This is a genomic window from Sinorhizobium sp. B11 (genome assembly GCA_039725955.1).
GTDB lineage: Bacteria > Pseudomonadota > Alphaproteobacteria > Rhizobiales > Rhizobiaceae > Rhizobium.
The window spans coordinates 997,616-1,016,374 of the sequence record CP091033.1; the positions used below are offsets into that span (position 1 = coordinate 997,616).

The 18,759-nt window shown below is 56.2% G+C and carries 11 protein-coding genes and 2 pseudogenes; 11 read left to right on the forward strand and 2 right to left on the reverse strand.

What is annotated here, in order from left to right:
* Positions 1–667: 667 nt before the first annotated feature.
* From LVY75_04545 to LVY75_04575, 7 genes and pseudogenes are all read left to right on the forward strand, one after another.
* Positions 668–1,861: an efflux RND transporter periplasmic adaptor subunit gene (locus LVY75_04545; protein ID XAZ21217.1), complete on the forward strand. Its 1,194-nt coding sequence runs from the start codon at positions 668–670 to the stop codon at positions 1,859–1,861.
* A 5-nt stretch (positions 1,862–1,866) separates the two neighbouring features.
* A complete protein-coding gene (locus tag LVY75_04550; protein ID XAZ21218.1) occupies positions 1,867–4,992 on the forward strand; it encodes an efflux RND transporter permease subunit in 3,126 nt (1,041 codons plus the stop codon).
* Positions 4,993–5,582: 590 nt separating this feature from the next.
* A pseudogene (locus tag LVY75_04555) lies at positions 5,583–6,675 on the forward strand (carbohydrate porin).
* A 572-nt stretch (positions 6,676–7,247) separates the two neighbouring features.
* Positions 7,248–8,654, forward strand: a complete 1,407-nt coding sequence (locus tag LVY75_04560; protein ID XAZ21219.1) for a cytochrome ubiquinol oxidase subunit I — start codon at positions 7,248–7,250, stop codon at positions 8,652–8,654.
* A 6-nt stretch (positions 8,655–8,660) separates the two neighbouring features.
* A complete protein-coding gene (gene cydB, locus LVY75_04565) occupies positions 8,661–9,644 on the forward strand; it encodes a cytochrome d ubiquinol oxidase subunit II (GenBank protein XAZ21220.1) in 984 nt (327 codons plus the stop codon).
* A 192-nt stretch (positions 9,645–9,836) separates the two neighbouring features.
* Complete coding sequence (locus LVY75_04570) at positions 9,837–10,481, forward strand: response regulator (protein ID XAZ21221.1); 645 nt, start codon at positions 9,837–9,839, stop codon at positions 10,479–10,481.
* A gap of 142 nt (positions 10,482–10,623) precedes the next feature.
* A complete protein-coding gene (locus tag LVY75_04575) occupies positions 10,624–10,914 on the forward strand; it encodes a response regulator (GenBank protein XAZ21222.1) in 291 nt (96 codons plus the stop codon).
* Here LVY75_04575 and LVY75_04580 read toward each other — a convergent pair.
* Entirely contained in the window at positions 10,886–12,619 is a 1,734-nt protein-coding gene (locus LVY75_04580; protein ID XAZ21223.1) for an ATP-binding protein, read from the reverse strand. The genes LVY75_04575 and LVY75_04580 overlap by 29 nt on opposite strands.
* Positions 12,620–12,644: 25 nt before the next feature.
* Positions 12,645–13,271, reverse strand: coding sequence for a DUF4118 domain-containing protein (locus LVY75_04585; GenBank protein XAZ21224.1), 627 nt, complete (start codon positions 13,269–13,271; stop codon positions 12,645–12,647).
* A 330-nt stretch (positions 13,272–13,601) separates the two neighbouring features.
* Between LVY75_04585 and LVY75_04590 the strand changes: the two genes are divergently transcribed.
* The 4 genes and pseudogenes from LVY75_04590 to LVY75_04605 all read left to right on the forward strand — a co-directional run bounded on the left by LVY75_04590 (position 13,602) and on the right by LVY75_04605 (position 17,964).
* Positions 13,602–14,849 carry a cupin domain-containing protein gene (locus tag LVY75_04590; GenBank protein ID XAZ21225.1) on the forward strand — a complete coding sequence of 416 codons (1,248 nt, stop codon included), beginning with the start codon at positions 13,602–13,604 and terminating at the stop codon, positions 14,847–14,849.
* A 106-nt stretch (positions 14,850–14,955) separates the two neighbouring features.
* The gene (locus tag LVY75_04595; GenBank protein XAZ21226.1) at positions 14,956–15,753 is read left to right on the forward strand and encodes an acetoacetate decarboxylase family protein; all 798 of its coding nucleotides are present in this window, start codon (positions 14,956–14,958) and stop codon (positions 15,751–15,753) included.
* Between the two features lie 62 nt (positions 15,754–15,815).
* Positions 15,816–17,537, forward strand: a pseudogene (gene poxB / locus LVY75_04600) (ubiquinone-dependent pyruvate dehydrogenase).
* A gap of 37 nt (positions 17,538–17,574) precedes the next feature.
* The gene (locus LVY75_04605) at positions 17,575–17,964 is read left to right on the forward strand and encodes a tautomerase family protein (protein ID XAZ21227.1); all 390 of its coding nucleotides are present in this window, start codon (positions 17,575–17,577) and stop codon (positions 17,962–17,964) included.
* Positions 17,965–18,759: the final 795 nt, after the last annotated feature.

An 18,759-nucleotide genomic window follows, 5' to 3' on the forward strand; every position in this document is an offset into this window, starting at 1 on the left:
ATCCCGCGTTTGTTCATTGGGACATAGACGCTGAACCAGGGGAGGGGAAATTCTGGGATTCGAGGATGTGCGCGACAGAATGAGGCACTTCTGCCGCGACGCCAAGGATCGTATGCCCGACCTCCGCTCGCCTTGAGGAATGCACCAAGCTCCTCAGCGAACTCAGGCCATTCACTAAGGACTGTCGCAAATCTCCCCTGCTTAGTCTCGTAGATTACACTGCTGTTATGCGCGAGCATCGGCCACTTCCATTGCGCCTAGAAGGACGCCGCGGTCACTGCAAAAAAGTCGCTCTGCGCTAGTCGACCAAGCTCGACCCGGACGCCACAACGGCGCTTACAAGCTCGACAGTTCGTTGCGAGCCTTCACCTCTCTTGAAGGTCAATATGCGGATTGGAACTCGTTAGCCGATATCACACCAAAGGCGTAGGATCGAATGCGCCAAAGGATCGCCGCGGCATACCACCCTTGCGGATAGATGCGCGCGCTGTTCGACGGGGGTATGGTGTTCTAAGCGAGGAGAGGCTGTCGCACCTCAACCGGTGGCCGGGGTGCTGACGATAAGAGCAGTCATACCAACAAAACTCTTCCGACAAATAGTTCAGCTTTTCCCGCGTCTTCGCGCGAAGGCCTACCCGTGTCCAATGAAAGCAGCGGAGTAAAAGCAATGACCAAGCACCAAGATCGAGATTCAGCCGCACGAAAAGGTCCGTCGCCGGCGCTAAAGATTGGCATCGTTGGCTTGGTCGCCGTCGTTTGCGGCGTAGTTCTTCTCGCATCGCTTTTTGCGGATAAGTCCTGGAGCGAAGACGCCGGGGCCGACGGTGTGCCCGTTAGCACCGTCAAACCCCACATAGAAGACTTTCTGGTCTATCTCGACGGTCTGGGCACTGTGCAGGCGCTTTACACAGTCTCGATCAAAACACGAGTGGATGGCGAGCTGCAGCAGGTCCTATTCACAGAGGGCCGAGAGGTCAAGAAAGGCGATCTCCTTGCAGTCATCGATCCTCGGCCCTACCAAGCTGCTGTCAATCAAGCGTCAGCTAAGATCCAGCAAGACGAAGCCGATCTCGCGAATGCCCAATATCTCTTAGCCAAGGACCAAAAACTTTCGAAACAGGGCATCACAACGGACGAGGCTTTGGAGGCGCAGCAAAGCCAAGTCAATCAACTAACTGCTCAACTGGCTCAGGACCGGGCGGCCAAGGAAGCTGCCGAGGTCTCGCTCTCCTATACGAATATCCGGTCGCCAATCGACGGCAGAACGGGCATCAGATTAATAGACGAGGGAAACCAGGTTCACGCAGCGGATACTTCCGGGATCGTGACGATCACGCAGACGCAGCCAATATCGGTGGTGTCGACTTTACGTGAAAACGACTTGGGGATGCTTCTAGCTGCAATGAAAGCCGGTGCTGTGCCGGTAGACGCAATGACTGGCGACTTGTCGGCGAAGCTCGCCAGCGGAACACTTTTGCTGATCGACAACGAAATCGATCAGAGCACTGGCACTGTGCGCGTCAAATCCACTTTCCCAAATGCGGATGGCGCACTTTGGCCGGGGCAATTTGTGAACCTTCGCATCCTCGTAAAAACAATAGTTCAAGCGCTGACGGTGCCCTCGGCTGCCCTGAAACGAGGACCGGACGGCTACTTTGTCTACGTCGTAGCTAAGGACGGCACCGCATCGATCCGCAAAGTCAAACCTGGTCCCATCGCTGATGGACGCGCGGTTATCGAGACCGGATTGACCGTTTCCGAAGACGTTGTGACACAGGGCCAGTACCGGTTGGACGAAGGAACGGTCGTGTCCACACACGACGCCGACACGTCCACCGACGCGACCGCGAAGACGGAGTAGCGACCATGTCGATATCTGATTGGTTCATCCGCCGACCGATCGCCACCTCTCTGCTCATGGTGGCACTCGTCGCTGTTGGAGTGGTCGCATACCCGCTTCTGCCGGTCGCACCGTTGCCGCAAGTCGACTTTCCGACGATTCAGGTTTCGACGCAGCTCCCCGGCGCGGATCCAAAGACCATCTCCTCGTCTGTTACCCAGCCGTTGGAGCGCCAATTCGGGCAGATCGCGGGGGTGACCCAGATGACGTCAACGAGCACCCTTGGAAGCAGCTCGATCACACTTCAGTTCGATTTGTCACGCAATGTGGACAACGCGGCTCAAGACGTCCAGACCGCGATCAACGCCGCAGGAGGTCAACTGCCCAGCGGCCTGCCTTCCCCACCCACCTACCGCAAGGTAAATCCCGCCGATCCGCCGGTGTTGATCCTGGCACTGACCTCTGACACCATGCCCCTCACTCAGGTGGACGATTTCTCGGAGAGCGTGCTCGCCCAACATATAAGCCAACTTTCAGGCGTCTCACAGGTCCTGGTATTCGGGCAACAGAAACCGGCGGTTCGGCTTCAGATCGAGCCTCTAAAGATAGCCGAGCTAGGAATCTCACTAGAGGATGTTCGCAGTGCTGTTAGCACACTGACCAGCGACGCTCCTAAAGGCAGCGTCCAGGGAGCGGAACGCACCTACACCATCTACGACAACGATCAGCTTTTACAGGCGGCACCATGGAATGATGCGATCGTCACGTACAAGAACGGTTCGCCAGTGCGCATCCGCGATATTGGAAGAGCTGTAGACGGAGCCGAGAACACCCAGATTGCGGGTTGGGCGAACGGCAGACGAGCAATCCTGCTAGCCATATTCAAACTGCCAGGCGCCAATGTCATCGATACCGTGGACAACATCAAGACCGTGCTTCCTCGGCTCCAGGCCATAGCGCCCGCTGCTGTTCACCTTTCCATCCTAAGCGATCGGACATTGACGATCAGAGCGTCTGTCCTTGACGTCGAAAAGACGTTGCTCATTACGATCGCACTGGTTGTGATGGTGATATTCATGTTCCTTCGAAACTTCTGGGCAACCGTCATACCCAGTGTCACGGTCCCGCTGACCTTGATGGCAACGCTGTCGCTCATGTATTTGGCCGGATTCAGTCTCGATAATCTCTCCCTCATGGGTCTCAGCATAGCTGTTGGCTTCGTGGTAGACGATGCAATCGTCATGGTCGAGAACATCCACCGCCACATGGAGATGGGAAAAACGCCAATCCAAGCTTCCATCGACGGCGCCGCGGAAATCGGCTTCACCATCATATCAATCAGCATCTCGCTTGTAGCCGTGTTTATACCGCTATTGCTGATGGGGGGCATAGTAGGCGAGCTGTTTAGAGAGTTTGCAATCACGGTCACCATGACCATTGTCGTGTCGGCGATCGTATCCCTGACGATCACGCCCATGATGGGCTCGCGCTTTCTTAGGTCGGAGGAGAAGGCTGGGCACGGCAGACTCTACATGTTCTCCGAACGAGTTTTCGACGCTCTTTTGGCGGGATATGAGCGGACGTTGGACGTCGCGTTGCGCCATCATCGCGTCACGCTAGCGATATTCCTCTTGTCGCTCGGCGTGACGGGTCTCGTCTTCGTAAATATTCCAAAAGGCTTTTTCCCCATTCAAGACACGGGCTTGATCACAGGGGTTTTAGAAGCCTCCCAGGATATCTCATTCCGGAAAATGTCAGATCTTCAGGTCGAGGCTGGCAGAATAGTCCAAGCGGACCCTGGCGTCGCAAGCATTGGCATGCAAGTCGGCGGCGGATCCGGGTCGACCGTGAACATGAGCAAAATGTTTATTACATTAAAACCACTCGAGCAGCGTGACGCCTCGGCGACCGGGATAATCGAACGCCTCAGACCAAAGCTCGCGAAGCTGGAAGGTGCACAGTTGTTCCTGCAAGCTGCGCAGGATATCAACGTTGGCGGCCGGAGTTCCGCCACTCAATTCCAGTATACCTTGCAGGATGGAAACGCCGACGAACTGGATGAGTGGGCGAACCGTCTTTTAGGAAAGTTCAAGACCCTGCCGGAGCTTGCAGACGTTGCAACGGATCAACAGAACGGCGGAACGACCGTTACGTTGACTATCGATCGTGATCAGGCGTCGCGGTTCGGCATTGCGCCGCAGATGATTGACAACACGTTGTACGACGCGTTCGGACAACGTCAGATCACCCAGTACTTCACGGACTTGAATAGCTACCACGTGGTGTTGGAGGTCGCCCCGCAGTTTCAGACCTCGCCGATGCAGATCGACGACCTTTACATTCGATCCCCGCTGACCGGAGATCAGGTCCCTCTGGACCTGTTGGTAAGAAAAACTACTGAGCCGACAGCAGTTCTTGCGGTCAACCACCAGAGCCAGTTTCCATCGGTGACGTTGTCATTCAATCTTTCTAAGGGAACTGCGCTAAGCGAGGCGGTAGCCGCTATAACCAAAGCCGAAAACGAAATGGGCAAGCCGCCCACACTAACAGGCACGTTCCAGGGTAACGCCCAGGCCTATCAGTCCTCACTGGCAACCGAGCCTATGCTAGTCCTCGCGGCGGTCGGTGTGATCTACCTTATACTCGGCGTGCTGTACGAGAGCTACTTCCATCCATTGACCATTCTTTCAACGCTCCCCTCAGCCGGCCTTGGGGCGCTGGTGATGCTATGGGCCTTCGGCTTCGACTTTACGGTGATCGCTCTCATAGGCGTGATCCTCCTAATGGGTATCGTAAAGAAGAACGGCATCATGATCGTAGACTTCGCGATCAAGGCTCGCCGACAATCTGGGCTAGCTCCTTTGGAAGCGATCCGTGAGGCCTGTCTGCTCCGATTTCGGCCAATTATTATGACGACGGCTGCCGCGCTGCTCGCTGGTGTCCCGCTGATGTTAGGGCATGGTACAGGGTCTGAGCTTCGTCAGCCCCTCGGCTATTCGATCGTCGGTGGCTTGATCATCAGTCAGATCATGACGCTCTATACAACGCCCGTGGTGTATCTCTATCTGGAGAAGCTTAGTGGTTACTTCATTCGTCGGAAACCTGCGACCACCAGTGGTGCGCCCGCGGATTCGGGGCGAGACGTGGCATAGCGTCTTGTCAATCGCACATATCGTCGGCCGTGCCTCATCTGCCACAGCCTTTTGCCGCCGACGGGGCCCAAAGCATCTGCGGGTGGATGCTTTGGCATTACGACGAAATGAAGGTGACGAGATGTCTTGGTCCAAGTCGGAAGTGATCAAGAGACCAGCGGATTGCTATTCTGCGCAATTCGTTCCAACCATCGTGTGCGTACGACGCCAAGCCACGAATGGTGGGCCACTTCGCACTTTACGTGATCGCCATACGTGACGTGAGCTGGAGAACTCTGCGATGACGAGCTCTTCCTCTCAAGATCTGAGTCTTCAATGAGAAAGAGATGAAAATGAAAATGCTACCCGGCGCCGTTCTTGCACTTGCGATCGCCGCCCATGGCGCCGGGGCACGGGCAGACGATGCGGCACCGCCCTCCTACGCCGATACGACACTGACCGGCGACTGGCACGGCTACCGCAACTGGCTGCGCGACCAGGGCGTCACCTTCACGATGTCCCAGACCAGTGACGTGCTCGGCAATGTCCCGGGCGGCCTGAAACGCGGGACGGCCTATGACGGTGTTTTCCAGCTGCAGGGCGATTTCGACATGGACCGGCTGATCGGCTGGACCGGCGGCGCCATCCATGTTTCCGGCTATGCGATCCAGGGCCAGGGCCTGTCCGGCAAGGATATCGGCAATCTCCTGACGGTCACCTCGGTGGAAGCCGATCCCGGCTTCCGGCTCGGGGAATTCTATCTCTCGCAGAGCCTGATGGACGATAAGGTGACGATCAAGCTCGGTCAGATCCTGGCGGACCAGAGTTTCGCGATCAGCAATACCGCGAGCCTTTTCGTCAACTCCACCTTCGGATGGCCAGGCATCTTTGCCGCCGATCTTCCCGGAGGCGGGCCGGCCTATCCTTTCGCCGTTCCCGGCGCCCAGATCATCGTCAAGCCTGACGATGCCTGGACGCTGCAGGCCGCCGTCTTCAATGGCAGCCCGACCGGGTCCGACCCCGACGGTAATGCCAATGGACTGGGATTTCCGCTGGGCGACGGCGTCCTGGCGATCGCCGAGGCAGGTTATGCCTATATGCCCGCAAAGGGCGGGACCGGCCTGCCCGGCACCTACAAGATCGGCGCCTGGTACAATTCCGAAGAATTCGACAGCCTGACCACCGCATCGAACGGCGTCTCGCTCGCCGATCCGCTCTCGAGCGGCAGCCCGCGCCGGCTCTCGGGCAATTTCGCGGTCTATGCCGTCGTCGACCAGACGCTCTGGCAGGAGCCGGGAAGTTCGGACAACGGGCTCAACGGATTTTTCCGGATTGCCGTGGCGCCGCAGCAGGAGCGCAACAGCATGAACTGGTATTTCGATATGGGCCTTGCCTATAAGGGGCTTCTGCCGGGTCGCGACGACGATACCGCAGGGATCAGCTTCGCCTATGCCAGCATGAGCTCGGGCATGTCGGATCAGGTAAAGGCCGAAAAATGCCTTCAACGGGACATCTCAGCCGGTGCCGAGTTCCGAAGCCGTCATCGAAGCCACCTATCAGGCGGCCGTCACGCCATGGATGACGGCGCAGCCATTCTTCCAATATGTCATCCGTCCCGGCGGCAATGCAGCCGATCCCGACAAACCCGGCGCGCGGATAAAGAATGCGGCTATCTTTGGCTTCCGGGCAGTGTCTACGTTTTGAGCACATATCTGAGCGATGTCTGCCCGGGCCGCACCTGATAATCTTTTCATTGAACCCCGCCCAAAACTTCAAGATCCCAGCTGCCTAGAAGGCGTCCCTCTCCAATTTGAAAGGTCGCTCGAGCGGAGAACCCGGTGGTATTTGTTCATCGGAGCGCGCCACGAAAAGCGTAGAGACAATGCCTGCGACCATCGAAGCTAGTATCAGAAACATCACGACGCGCACCAACCGCCCTCCCCCGCATCCAAAGCTTATGATTAGCGCCATTGTCGCGATTTTAATCGAGACACTCCTCTGCAACTGATGGCGCTTTCGATCAGTGTGGCGGGATCTAATTCGCTGTGTACTGATCTCCGGGTTGGTGTGCGAGACACGTAAGGTTAGGTCCGCTGTACGTATGGTTAGTGTCGCTCCCACCAATCCCTGCGATACTTCGACCGTGGTCCGAGGCGTAGCCAGGCGGGACGAGCAATCGCTCATCGTACTCGCAATGTCGATGAATGCTCGACGCTTCACCGGCCCCATCAAACAAAAATGCGGCACACCGAGCAACCGGCGCGATAGAGGACAGCATGGAGATAACAGCGCTCCTTCTTTCACGAATACAGTTTGCTTTCACCGTCTCCTTCCACATCATCTTTCCCGCTTTCACAGTGGGCCTGGCGGCTTGGTTGACGTTTCTAGAGGCAATCAGTCTTTGGACAGGTCGCCCTCTCTACCGACGGCTCTTTGACTTTTGGCTGAAGATTTTCGCCGTAGCATTTGGCCTTGGAGTGGTCACTGGTATAGTGATGGCATTCCAGTTTGGTACGAACTGGAGCGAACTCTCCTTACGGACAGGCCCCATCCAAGGTCCACTCCTCGGGTATGAGAGTTTCACAGCGTTTGCACTTGAAGCCAGCTTCTTCGGAGTAATGATGTTCGGCCGGCCGCGTGTGGCTCCGTCGTTCTATTGGATCGCTTGCGCAATGGTAACGTCAGGAACCAGCCTGTCCTCTTTCTGGATCATGGTGAACAATTCTTGGATGCAGTGGCCCGTCGGGTACGAAATCAGCGCCAGCGGTGTTTTCATTCCGACGGACTGGTCAGCTATTATATTCAGTCCTGTCGTGTGGGTACGGTTCCCGCACATGATCCTCGCTGCTTATATCACAACTTCGTTTTGTGTTGCGGCTACTGGCGCTTGGTATCTTCTCGATCGACGACTTCACATAGAGGGCGTGGCCATGGTCAGGATGGGTCTCGGCCTTGCTGCGGTCCTGGTCCCGCTCCAGCTATTTTTCGGCCACCTGACAGGTGACTATGTCCACGATAAGCAACCTGCCAAATTCGCCGCGATCGAAGGACGCTGGAAAAATGAGAAGCCAGCTTCCGAGGTTCTTATCGCGCTTCCCGATGAAGCTTCAGAGACGAATAAGTTCGAGGTATCAATCCCCTATCTCGGTAGCCTCATAGGTTCGATGAGCCTCACTTCAGAAGAGATTGGCCTGAAGTCATTTCCGAAGAACGAACGACCGCCGGTACTGATCCCATTCTTTGCATTTCGAATAATGGTCGGTTGTGGGCTGCTGATGCTGGGCCTCGCGTGGTATGGAACGTGGCTCGGATTTAGGGAGAAGTTGACCGACCAGCGTTGGCTGAACTGGTGCATCTTCCTGAGTTTTCCGCTTGGCTTCATCGCAACGCTAACGGGTTGGTTCACGGCGGAAGTCGGCAGACAGCCATGGGCAGTCTACGGCGTTCTTCGCACCGCCGAGGCTGTGACGCCGTCGCTCACGGTGCAACAGGTTACGATCAGCTTCGCAGCATTTGCCGTCATCTACTCATCGATCTCGGCCGCGGGGATTGCATACTTGTATCGAATGCTTCGTGCAGGCCCTGAAGAGACGCATCACGAAATTGGCGAAGGGGCAAATCCAAAACGTCCGTTGGCGGTGCCGGGTGGAAGTCCCGGCACTCCCCCCGATTTTGCGGAGTAAACAACCATGATCGAATTTTGGACTGCAGCCCTCGCCTTGACGCTTGCCCTTTACGTTATTCTCGACGGGTTTGATCTGGGTGTCGGCATGCTCTTCGCAACGAGCCGAAGCCAAGACGTCAAGCGGCACATGCTGAACTCGATCTCACCGATCTGGGATGGCAATGAAACATGGTTGGTACTCACTGCCTCGATCTTGTTCGGTGCTTTTCCTGTCGTTTACTCGCTCGTGCTCAGCGCCTTTTACCTCCCGATCATCATTCTTCTAGCCGCGTTGATATTTCGCGGTGTCGCGTTCGAATTCCGGGAGAAGAGTAGGAAGAAGCAGTGGCTGTGGGACGCCGGCTTTTCCGTCGGCTCCCTCGTTGCAGGCTTTGTCCAAGGAGCTGCTGTGGGCGCGATCATCGAAGGAATCCCGAACACGGATGGCCGCTTTACGGGTACGGCCTTCGGTTGGCTCACGCCATTCTCAGTGCTATGTGGCGTCGGCCTATGCTTGGGCTACAGCTTGCTAGGGGCCGGTTGGCTGGTAAAGAAGTGCGAGGGCCACGTGAGAGAGCGAGGCTACCAAATTATACCGAAATTGCTTCTGGGAGTGCTTGCATTCCTCGCGGTTTCGTTCGTCGTGTCGCTTTTGATAGAGCTTCCCGTGATGCGTCGCTGGCTCGAGCGCCCTGGATTAGCTCTGTTTCCCTTAGTAGGCGTCTGCGGATGCGCGTTGATCATGCAGGGGGTTAGGTCGCGCCGCGACGGATGGCCGTTTTTCGGCACTGTCCTGCTATTTCTCTCGGCGTTCGGAACTCTTGCCGTATCCTTCCTTCCATACATGATCCCTTTTACGATCACGATCAACCAAGCCGCGGCGCCCCCTTCAAGCTTGTCGTTTATGTTTTGGGGAGCCGGGCTGTTTATCATGCCTATTACGTTGATCTACACGGTCATCGTCTATTGGCTGTTCAAGGGGAAAAGCCATGCAGGCAGCTATCACTGATCCCATGCGTCACGGATCTGATAGGCATCCACGCGGAGCGAGTATCTCGGCCGGACCTATGGCTGTCGCCTCAGAAACCACCGTGTTCGAGGGCGGAGCGACGCTAAACTTAAGGGTGATACCCGGATGTATCGACGAGTGCTATCATCTCTCGATTAGGTTTTGTTTCCCCTCAATGTCCGAAGTGAAAACATGTCGCAGGAACTGACCAAGCAAGCCGTGGTTCACATCGTCGAAGATGACGAATCTCTAAGGTACGCGCTTTGCCGCTTGATGAGGTCGGTAGGCTTGGTTGCGAAAGCTTACGGATCAGTTGCAGAGTTCACGGAGGGGCGTGCACACGACAAACCAGGCTGTCTGGTTCTCGACGTCCGGTTGCCTGGCACAAGCGGCATTGAATTTCAGAGTCAGCTCAACAGCTTAGGCATATTTCTTCCGGTAATCCTAATGACTGGCCATGGCGACATCCCAATGTCCGTCAGGGCGATGAAGGCTGGAGCCGTAGACTTCCTTCCAAAGCCTTTTCGGGATCAAGACATGTTGGACGCCGTCGCATCTGCCATTGGCCGCGATCGAGAGCGACGTAGCACGATGGACCAGGCGGTGGTCATCTACGGCCGTTTCGCTAAGCTAACGCCTCGCGAGCAGGAAGTAATGATGATCGCGACGACCGGAAGGATGAACAAGCAGACTGCTGCAGATTTAGGAATAAGCGAGGTGACGGTAAAACTTCACCGACGTGCCGCTATGCAGAAGATGGAAGCACGCAACCTTCCGGACCTTGTTCGCATGGCCGACATGGTAAGGCCGTTGATCCCTGTCGGCACTGGAGAGTAGATTTTCGATCGCCAGGGGTTCTTGAACCCCAAATCGCCGGCAAACCGGAACGCAAGGGTGAAAAGTGAGAGCGGGAATACTCATCGGAATTGTCGACGACGATCATTCCCTCCGAAACTCCCTCGTACGGCTTGTGCATTCAATGGGGCACGAAGCGCATGGTTTTGGCTCGGCGGAGGAGCTATTAAACTCTCAAATTATAGAGCGTTGCTCATGCGTTATAACCGATGTCCAGATGGCGGGGATGAGCGGTATCGAGCTCACAGCGATCATCACTTCTGAATACGAGTCGCTCCCTGTCATCGTCATAACGGCGCGGTCGGAATTTAGCCTCGAGGAGAAGGCGTTTGAGAGCGGAGCAGCCTGTTTCTTAAAAAAACCAATCGATGCCGATTTACTCGTTGCTAAACTGAGCGCCGCATTGCGACTCTGAGGAACGTCACCCCAATGCCGCATATGGCTGCGTCACCGGCAACATGAGCGAGAAACACGCGCCGTCGCCTCCGCTTCTCGTGCCAGCATTTATGAATCCCCCGTGCGACCTCAACAATCGTTCTGCATATCGGCAGTCCCATTCCCATGCCGCTTTCCTTAGTCGTAAAGAAATTGTTGAAAAGTTGCTGCAGATCCGAGGCTTCGATGCCGGGACCGTTATCCTCTATTGTGCAGAGCACTTTCTCGCGCTCGATAATCTGCGTGTGAATCGTAATTTCCGGAATCGTCGGGTGGCCGGAATTTGCCTGAAGCGCATTCATGATGAGATTGACGAAGACTTGATGAAGCTGAGTGCGGTCGCCCAGTATGGACGGTATTCCCGTCGCGCTTGTGTGAACAACCACTGCGGATCGTGACTCGATCTCGGCCCGGAGGAATAGCAGGGCTTCTTCAATTACTTCGGACAACGAAATATAGACTCTCTCCGGTGCCTTTCGTGTCGCACTGGCTCGAATTCGAGCGATGATTTCCGATGCGCGGCGAGCATCCACGACCATTGAGTTCAAGGACTCGCGAACTTCGTCCAAGTCAGGAGGGCTACGATTAATCCAGCGTAGACCTACCCCACCCGCCGTGGTGATTGCTGCCAAGGGTTGGTTGACTTCATGGGCGATGGACGCGGTGAGTTCGCCAAGCACGGACAACCGCGCCGCATGGGCATACTCAGCTTGAATCTGTTGCAGCCGCTCCCGCGCTTGTAGTCGCTCGGAAATATCGATGACGCCTATAAGACTGGTATCAGGGTTTTCTGCTCGACCCACTCGTGCTGCAGTGAAGAGTACATCGATAACGCGACCGTTTAACGCTACCATCTTTGTCTCCTCCTCAAAGCTTACCCTACCCTGATATCGTGAAACCATTGCACGGCGAAAGGTCTTTGGACTGGCTGCCCAAACCTTGGCTACCGATTGTCCGACGAAATCCTTGGGGTCGTCTCCACCGAACAGAGCTACCGCGCGCTCATTGGCTTCTACGAAAATCAGTGCTTCCATACATAAATGGAGCAATTTCGGATCCAAGTCGAATTGTGCGTCCAAGTCCGCTACGCCTGCCTGCGATAGTTCGTTGAACAATGTAACGAGTTTGCTCGCGTCGAGCTGCCACAGCGCAATTGGCATGCGGTCGAACAAATGACGATATCGTTGCTCGCTCTTCTCAAGGCTATCGTAAGCCTCCTTCTGGGCCGATATGTCCATAACAGCGCCTACGAAGCGGGATGATCCTTCCTTCCGTTCGGAGAACGTTGCGACGACACGGAGGTGTTTGACGGCACCGCCGTCAAGTAAGAGCCGATGTTCGCAGTCGAAGTTTCTTCTTGTCGCTATCGCCTGATCGAGGAGTTCCTTCATCCGTGCTCTATCATCAGGATGAGTGCGGTCTAGGATCAGAGGTAGCGACGGAGCCGTATCCGGAGCGACGTCGAATATTCTGAAGGTCTCATCGGACCAGAAGATGTCCCCATTCTCAACGTCCCATCCGAAGCTACCGGTGTGACTCAGTCTCTGAGCCTCTGCAAGATATGCGGCTTGGCTCCGCCTGAGATCTTCGTCCGCACGGCGTCGCTCGCTGATGTCCGTATTGCTTTCCAACGTCCCTAGCAGGCGCGGGTCTTCGCTGCTTCGCCGCGACCAACGACTTGCCACCGTGACCTCTCTGCCGTGCTTCGTCTTATGTAGTAGTTCTCCCTCCCAACGGCCCCGACCGTTGAAGAACCTCGTTGATCTCTCCTAACGGTATTGGAAAGACGGTGTGAAGCAGCTCGTGTGCCAATCGGCCCATCGCCTCGCTGTGCGACCAGCCATAGAGTTCCTCAGCACCTCGGTTCCAAAATATAATCAGATCATCCGCGTCTCTGACGAAGACTGCGTCATTGGTTAAACCCAACAACCGGCTTTGTTCGCGTTCAGCAGCCCCTAGACCGTGGACCAAGCGAATTAGACAACTTACAGACAGCGAAGACACCAGGAATGCGGCTAGCGTGACTACGTCGTGCTCTGTGCCGACTAAGAAAGTGTGAAGCGGATTGACGAAAAGGTAGTTCAGATATCCCACCGCCACCATCGAAAAAATCACAGAGGAGCCAAGGCTATCCAGTAGAGACAGGATCATGACGATGATTAGAAGCACAAACGCTGCCGTCGTGAAATTGAGACCGAACCAGGCACAAAGTAGCGCCACAACACCGAGCAGCGAAGTAGCAGATATCCAGAGTGGGATAAGCCAGCGACGCCGTTCGACACGCCATGCGGCCAAGACTGGCAATGCGCGATATCTCAGAAGATCGAACGTGCTCATGAAGAGACCCTCCAATCCGGTTCAAAGCAATTTGCTGTGCTCCCAAATTGAGGCAACATACACCTAATATTAGCGTCCCTACCGGCGACTATCCGTGGCACCAAATCGGTGGGCATTCGAGTTTATTGTTGTGAATCCGTGTGAACGGCTGACACTCGATCACGAGGAAAGGTTAGACGCGCCATACCTCCGGATAGGTGCGCACCTCGGGCTGGCTGCTATCTTCAGCAGTGAGTGGCAAGCCGTGCATCGAGTGAAACGCTATGCGTCAGAACGGCTCGTCTGCTCCGATCGAGCAATCAATAAACCTTGGCTGGAGGGGTCGACACCATGGACAGTGTTTCAAGACGCAAAGCTCTCGCGCTTGGCGGGCTTGGTGGCGCTGCCATCGTAACAATAACCGCGAGAGCTGCCTCCGTTGGCAATCCTGATCGCCCGTCCGAGTGCGCGGTGAATGCCAATCCAACCGGCTTAGATGATTCTGGCCCCGAGAATCCAGCACTAGGAGATCAGCTTCCCGCTTTTCAAGGCCCTCCTTCAACGGACGTCGGAGACACGCAACTGTTCTGGTCTTCTTTCAACAACGCTCCCAAGAGGGTTCAGAACGGCGGTTGGGCACGACAGGTCACCAAGGCTGATTTCGCCATTTCGGATGCGGTATCCGGTGTAAACATGCGTCTTGGACCGGGCGGCGTAAGGGAGATGCACTGGCATCGAGCTGCAGAGTGGGCAATGATGACCAACGGGCGTTGCCGAATAACGGTTCTTGACGCCAAAGGCCGCGCATACGTCCAAGACGTCGGGCCTGGGGACCTTTGGTACTTTCCGGCCGGCTTCCCCCATTCATTACAAGGACTAGGCCCGGACGGCTGCGAGTTCGTGATCGTATTCGACGAGGGCGATCAATCAGAGTACGGAACGCTTCTTCTCACCGACTGGATGGCCCATACCTCGCCGGAGCTCCTTGCGAAAAACTTTGGGATCCCACAGGAAGCCTTCAAATCAATACCTCTGAAAGACCTTTGGATTTTCCAAGGTAAAGAACCGGGATCGCTGCCATTGGATAAGGAGGCTGTCGCATCGGCCGGATTGCCGGAACATGCTTTCACCTATCGACTAGAGGCGTCGACGCCGTTCAGACAGAACTCCTCTGGAACGCTACATATTGCCGATAGTAGCTCCTTCACCGTCTCGAAGACAATCGCTGCGGCGATAGAAACCATCAAACCGGGCGCGGTCCGTGAAATGCACTGGCATCCCAACTCGGACGAGTGGCAGTACTGGCTGCAGGGACGAGGTCGCATGACCGTGTTCGATGCAGGCCCACGCAGTCAGACGGCCGACTTCCACGCGGGCGACATTGGTTACGTCAAAAAGAGCCAAGGCCATATCATAGAAAACACCGGCACAACCGATCTCAAATTTGTGGCCGTCTTCAAGGTGGCCGAATACCAGGAGGTAGGATTGTCATCCTGGCTGTCGCACACGCCGCCGTCGCTTGTCGCACAACATCTGAACATGGATCCCAAAGACATCGAACGGATATCGCGAAACCGGCCCGGAATCATGCCCAGATAAGGTTAGGCGGTTCCGCCACCACCAATCACTCCGAGCACGTCTGTGCTCTGCATTAGTCTCGATGTCGGGCTTTATTCGGCATCCCAAATGACACGGAGATACCGAGATGCTTATTGGCTACACCGTACCGCTTACCCCCGAAGGCAAGTCCTCGGCAACGCCCCCGCCACCCTGGCACTACTCGAGCGAGTGCATCGCGATAGAATACTGGGCCGACCGTGCGGCCATAGCCGCTTTGTTGCCGCCGGGCATGTCGCCTGACGTGCAATCTGCGGGCAGAGCATTCTTTTGGTTCTTAGACTGGCAGTTCACAGGCTCCAACGATGAGCATACGGATCCGGCGCGCTACCAGTATCGCGAAGCGTTCGTCCTCGTCGAGGCTCGTCTCGACGATCGCCCTGTTAATTTCTGCCCCTACATTTTCGTCGACAACGACGCCGCGATCGCCCGCGGCTGGATCCAGGGCTATCCCAAGAAGCTTGGCAGCATCTTTCAGACCCGAAGCTTCTCCGCTCAAAGTCCTGCAGCCTGCCCTCTTGCCCCAGGTAGCCGGTTCGGAGCAAGCGTGGCCGCTCATGGAGAGCGAATGGCAACCGCGCGGATTCAGCTCGAGGAGAAGGTGGATCCCGCCACGGTATTTAGCAGGCCCACAACGATCCGCCGCTACTTCCCGAATTTGACCGCCGGCCGACAGGACAAACCTGCAGTGAACGAACTGACCCTGTCGAAGATGGACAACCTCAACTTCTCAGACTTCTGGGCCGGTTCGGCGGAACTGACCATCCCTGAAGTTCAGGGGGAAGACATGCACGCGCTCAGGCCGCTGAAGGTTGGCCGCGGTTACCGCTTCGGTATGGCCTACTCGGTTACCGACCTTCCGATCCTTAAGAATTACGTTGCCTGACTGGCAAGACTTGCTGGCGGCTCGCCCGTTCAGCCCATCGAAACCCGAAGAGGACGACTGGCATGAGCAAAACCGCGGCCGATTATATGGCCCTCACCCTTGCCGAGATGGGCGTCAAACGGATCTACGGCGTGGTCGGAGACTCCCTTAACGGTTTCAGCGACGCCTTGAGGCGCCTGGAAACCATTGCCTGGATCCATGTTCGTCATGAGGAAGGAGCAGCATTCGCTGCGGCGGCCGAGGCACACGTGACCGGTGAACTGGCTGTCTGCGCCGGGAGTTGCGGGCCGGGAAACCTCCATCTGATCAACGGCCTGTTCGATGCACAACGCAGTGGTGTTCCGGTCCTGGCCATAGCCGCGCATATACCGAGCACGGAGATCGGGATCGACTACTTCCAAGCGACACATCCAGAGACACTCTTCAAAGAATGCGCTCACTACGTGGAACTGGTGAGCCAGGCCGACCAATTGCCGCAAGTCCTAGCACGCGCTATTAGGGTAGCTGTCGGACAAAAGGGGGTCGCAGTTGTCGTAATCCCCGGCGATGTCGCTCTGCAATCTTTATCAGCTCCGATTCCGAAGTGGTTTGCGCCTGCAGATTCGGTCATCATGCCGGCCGACGATCAGCTCGGACGCCTCGCGGACCTCCTTAATGATAGCAAGCGTGTGACGATGCTATGTGGAGCCGGTTGCAAGGGAGCCCACAGCGAGGTGGTCGAACTCGCCGGCCTCTTGCAGGCGCCCATCGTCCACGCCTTGCGCGGCAAGGAATTCGTGGAGCACGACAATCCGTTCGACGTCGGAATGACGGGTTTCCTTGGGTTCGCCTCGGGTTACTGGGCAATGAAGAATTGTGACACGCTCCTCATGGTCGGGACAGATTTTCCATATCGGCAATTCCTCCCCACAGACGTGAAGATCGCACAAGTCGACATTCGGGCGGCCGCACTCGGGAACCGTTGCAATCTCGATATTGGCGTGCTGGGATCAACCGGACCTACCCTACGGTCGTTGCTTCCGAGGATCAAAGCTAAGGTTGATTCGGCACATCTCGATGATGCGCTCTCAGACTATCGAAAAGCTCGTTCGGACCTTGACGCACTCGCGGAGAACGGACCGTCGACCAGATACATCCATCCGCAATATGTGAACCGTCTCGCAAGCGAACTTGCTGACGACGATGCAATATTTACCTGCGACGTGGGCACGCCAGTTGCATGGGCTGCTCGCTACCTCAAGTTCAATGGGCGACGTCGTCTCGTTGGCTCATTCAATCATGGATCCATGGCGAATGGGATGTTGCACGCGATCGGCGCTCAAGCAGCGTTCCCCGGCAGGCAGGTCATCTCCATGTCCGGTGACGGAGGCTTTTCGATGATGATGGGCGAGTTCGTTACGCTCATCCAGCAGAAGCTACCCGTGAAGGTAATCGTTCTCAACAACGGAACGTTGGGGTTCGTTGAGATGGAAATGAAGGCATCCGGCTTTCTCGACACCGGATGCGAGTTGATCAACCCCAACTTTGCGTCCATGGCCGAAGCGATGGGCGTGAAAGGCGTCCGCGTTGAATCTCCCCATGACCTGAAAGAAGCAATGTAGGAGGTCTTGGCCCATCACGGCCCTGCCCTTCTCGATGTCGTCAGCGCTCGACAGGAACTTGTCATGCCACCCGCGACTAGCATGAAAGACGCCCACAAGTTTGGAATGTTCATGTTGCAAGCGGTGCTCGACGGTAGAGCGGGCGAAATAATCGATCTCGCGAAGAAGAACCTGCTTCGCTAGTCGTTACCCATCAGTACTCGGAAACCGGAGCTGCTGTATGCCGCTGTATACGATCATGACGCAGAGAAACTACCTCGACCAAGCCAGGAAGGCGTCTCTCGCGGGACAATTGACTAATCTCCACTCAGAGTTTTCAGGCGTGCCGACCGAGTGGGTGCACATCGTCTTCCAAGACTTCGAGCCAGGTAGCGGCTTCAGCGCAGGCCTACCCGCGCCCACCGTCAGTCTGACGGCGAACATACGCAGTGGGCGAACGAACGAGTACAAGCGCGAACTCCTAGCCCATATTTGGAAACTTCTGCAGGCAGCTACCAACGCCCCTGATGATCAGATCGTGATCGGATTGCTGGAAGTGGGCGCGAATAATGCGATGGAGATGGGCAAGATCATGCCTGACATCGCTAGAACGACGGACGTGGGCCCATGAGAGCGTTTGGCTTGCGCACAGCGGATCCGACAAATCGAAAGGCTAATGCCTACGAAAGGGTCACGGGTGACATGCATGCTACCCTTACTGCACTGGCTGGAATCAGTCGGGCAAACCGTCCTGCTCGGACACTAACTGAGCGGCGTGTATTTCCCCACGCCAGCTGTCAAAAGGAAGCTGGTGATTATCGGTTTAGCTCGACGAGCGTTCAACAAGCGATGCAGGAGATCGTGCGCCAGCTCCCGCAGAAATGGCCGTCAGCTCTTGAACTTTGTCGGTCTGGAGCTTCGCGGGATACGATCATCTGGGCCATATCGAGTTGGACGGCGACGCGGTAGCGATGCTACGGCCGGACCGGCCTCATTGGCACGTTCTTTAGTACAATCTGATCAAGATCGATCTCCTCTGCGGCGGCCTACCCTGTTGGGCATTCTCCGAAGGAGGCGCTGGTCGTGGAAGAGACAATACTCGAGACCACCTTCTTCTGGTAGGCGCTCGCAATGTGCGGGAGATACGGCCAACAGCCTTCCTTTCGAGAACGTTCGCGGAGCATTTTTCGGAAAGCATGCGGACCAGGGCACGGCTCTTTAACGGAGCTGGGCGAGACGGCTACAAGTGCTGATTGCAGAAGGTAACACCCAAGGCATGGTGTCCCCCAAACCGACCACGCGTCATGTTTGCCGGAATGGATCAACAACACCGCAGGCAATTTAAAACGCCCGGCGCACTACCGAGACGTCGGACCAAAGTGGGCGACGTGCGCGGTGGTCGTTGGGATTTCGAGTGCATGGGGAG

What these genes read in the sequence shown, in the direction of transcription:
- LVY75_04595 (XAZ21226.1), top strand. Translation starts at nt 14,956, where the DNA reads ATGCTTATTGGCTACACCGTACCGCTTACCCCCGAAGGCAAGTCCTCG.
- LVY75_04550 (XAZ21218.1), top strand. Translation starts at nt 1,867, where the DNA reads ATGTCGATATCTGATTGGTTCATCCGCCGACCGATCGCCACCTCTCTG.
- LVY75_04575 (XAZ21222.1), top strand. Translation starts at nt 10,624, where the DNA reads ATGGGGCACGAAGCGCATGGTTTTGGCTCGGCGGAGGAGCTATTAAAC.
- LVY75_04605 (XAZ21227.1), top strand. Translation starts at nt 17,575, where the DNA reads ATGCCGCTGTATACGATCATGACGCAGAGAAACTACCTCGACCAAGCC.
- LVY75_04560 (XAZ21219.1), top strand. Translation starts at nt 7,248, where the DNA reads ATGGAGATAACAGCGCTCCTTCTTTCACGAATACAGTTTGCTTTCACC.
- cydB (XAZ21220.1), top strand. Translation starts at nt 8,661, where the DNA reads ATGATCGAATTTTGGACTGCAGCCCTCGCCTTGACGCTTGCCCTTTAC.
- LVY75_04545 (XAZ21217.1), top strand. Translation starts at nt 668, where the DNA reads ATGACCAAGCACCAAGATCGAGATTCAGCCGCACGAAAAGGTCCGTCG.
- LVY75_04585 (XAZ21224.1), bottom strand. Translation starts at nt 13,271, where the DNA reads ATGAGCACGTTCGATCTTCTGAGATATCGCGCATTGCCAGTCTTGGCC.
- LVY75_04590 (XAZ21225.1), top strand. Translation starts at nt 13,602, where the DNA reads ATGGACAGTGTTTCAAGACGCAAAGCTCTCGCGCTTGGCGGGCTTGGT.
- LVY75_04570 (XAZ21221.1), top strand. Translation starts at nt 9,837, where the DNA reads ATGTCGCAGGAACTGACCAAGCAAGCCGTGGTTCACATCGTCGAAGAT.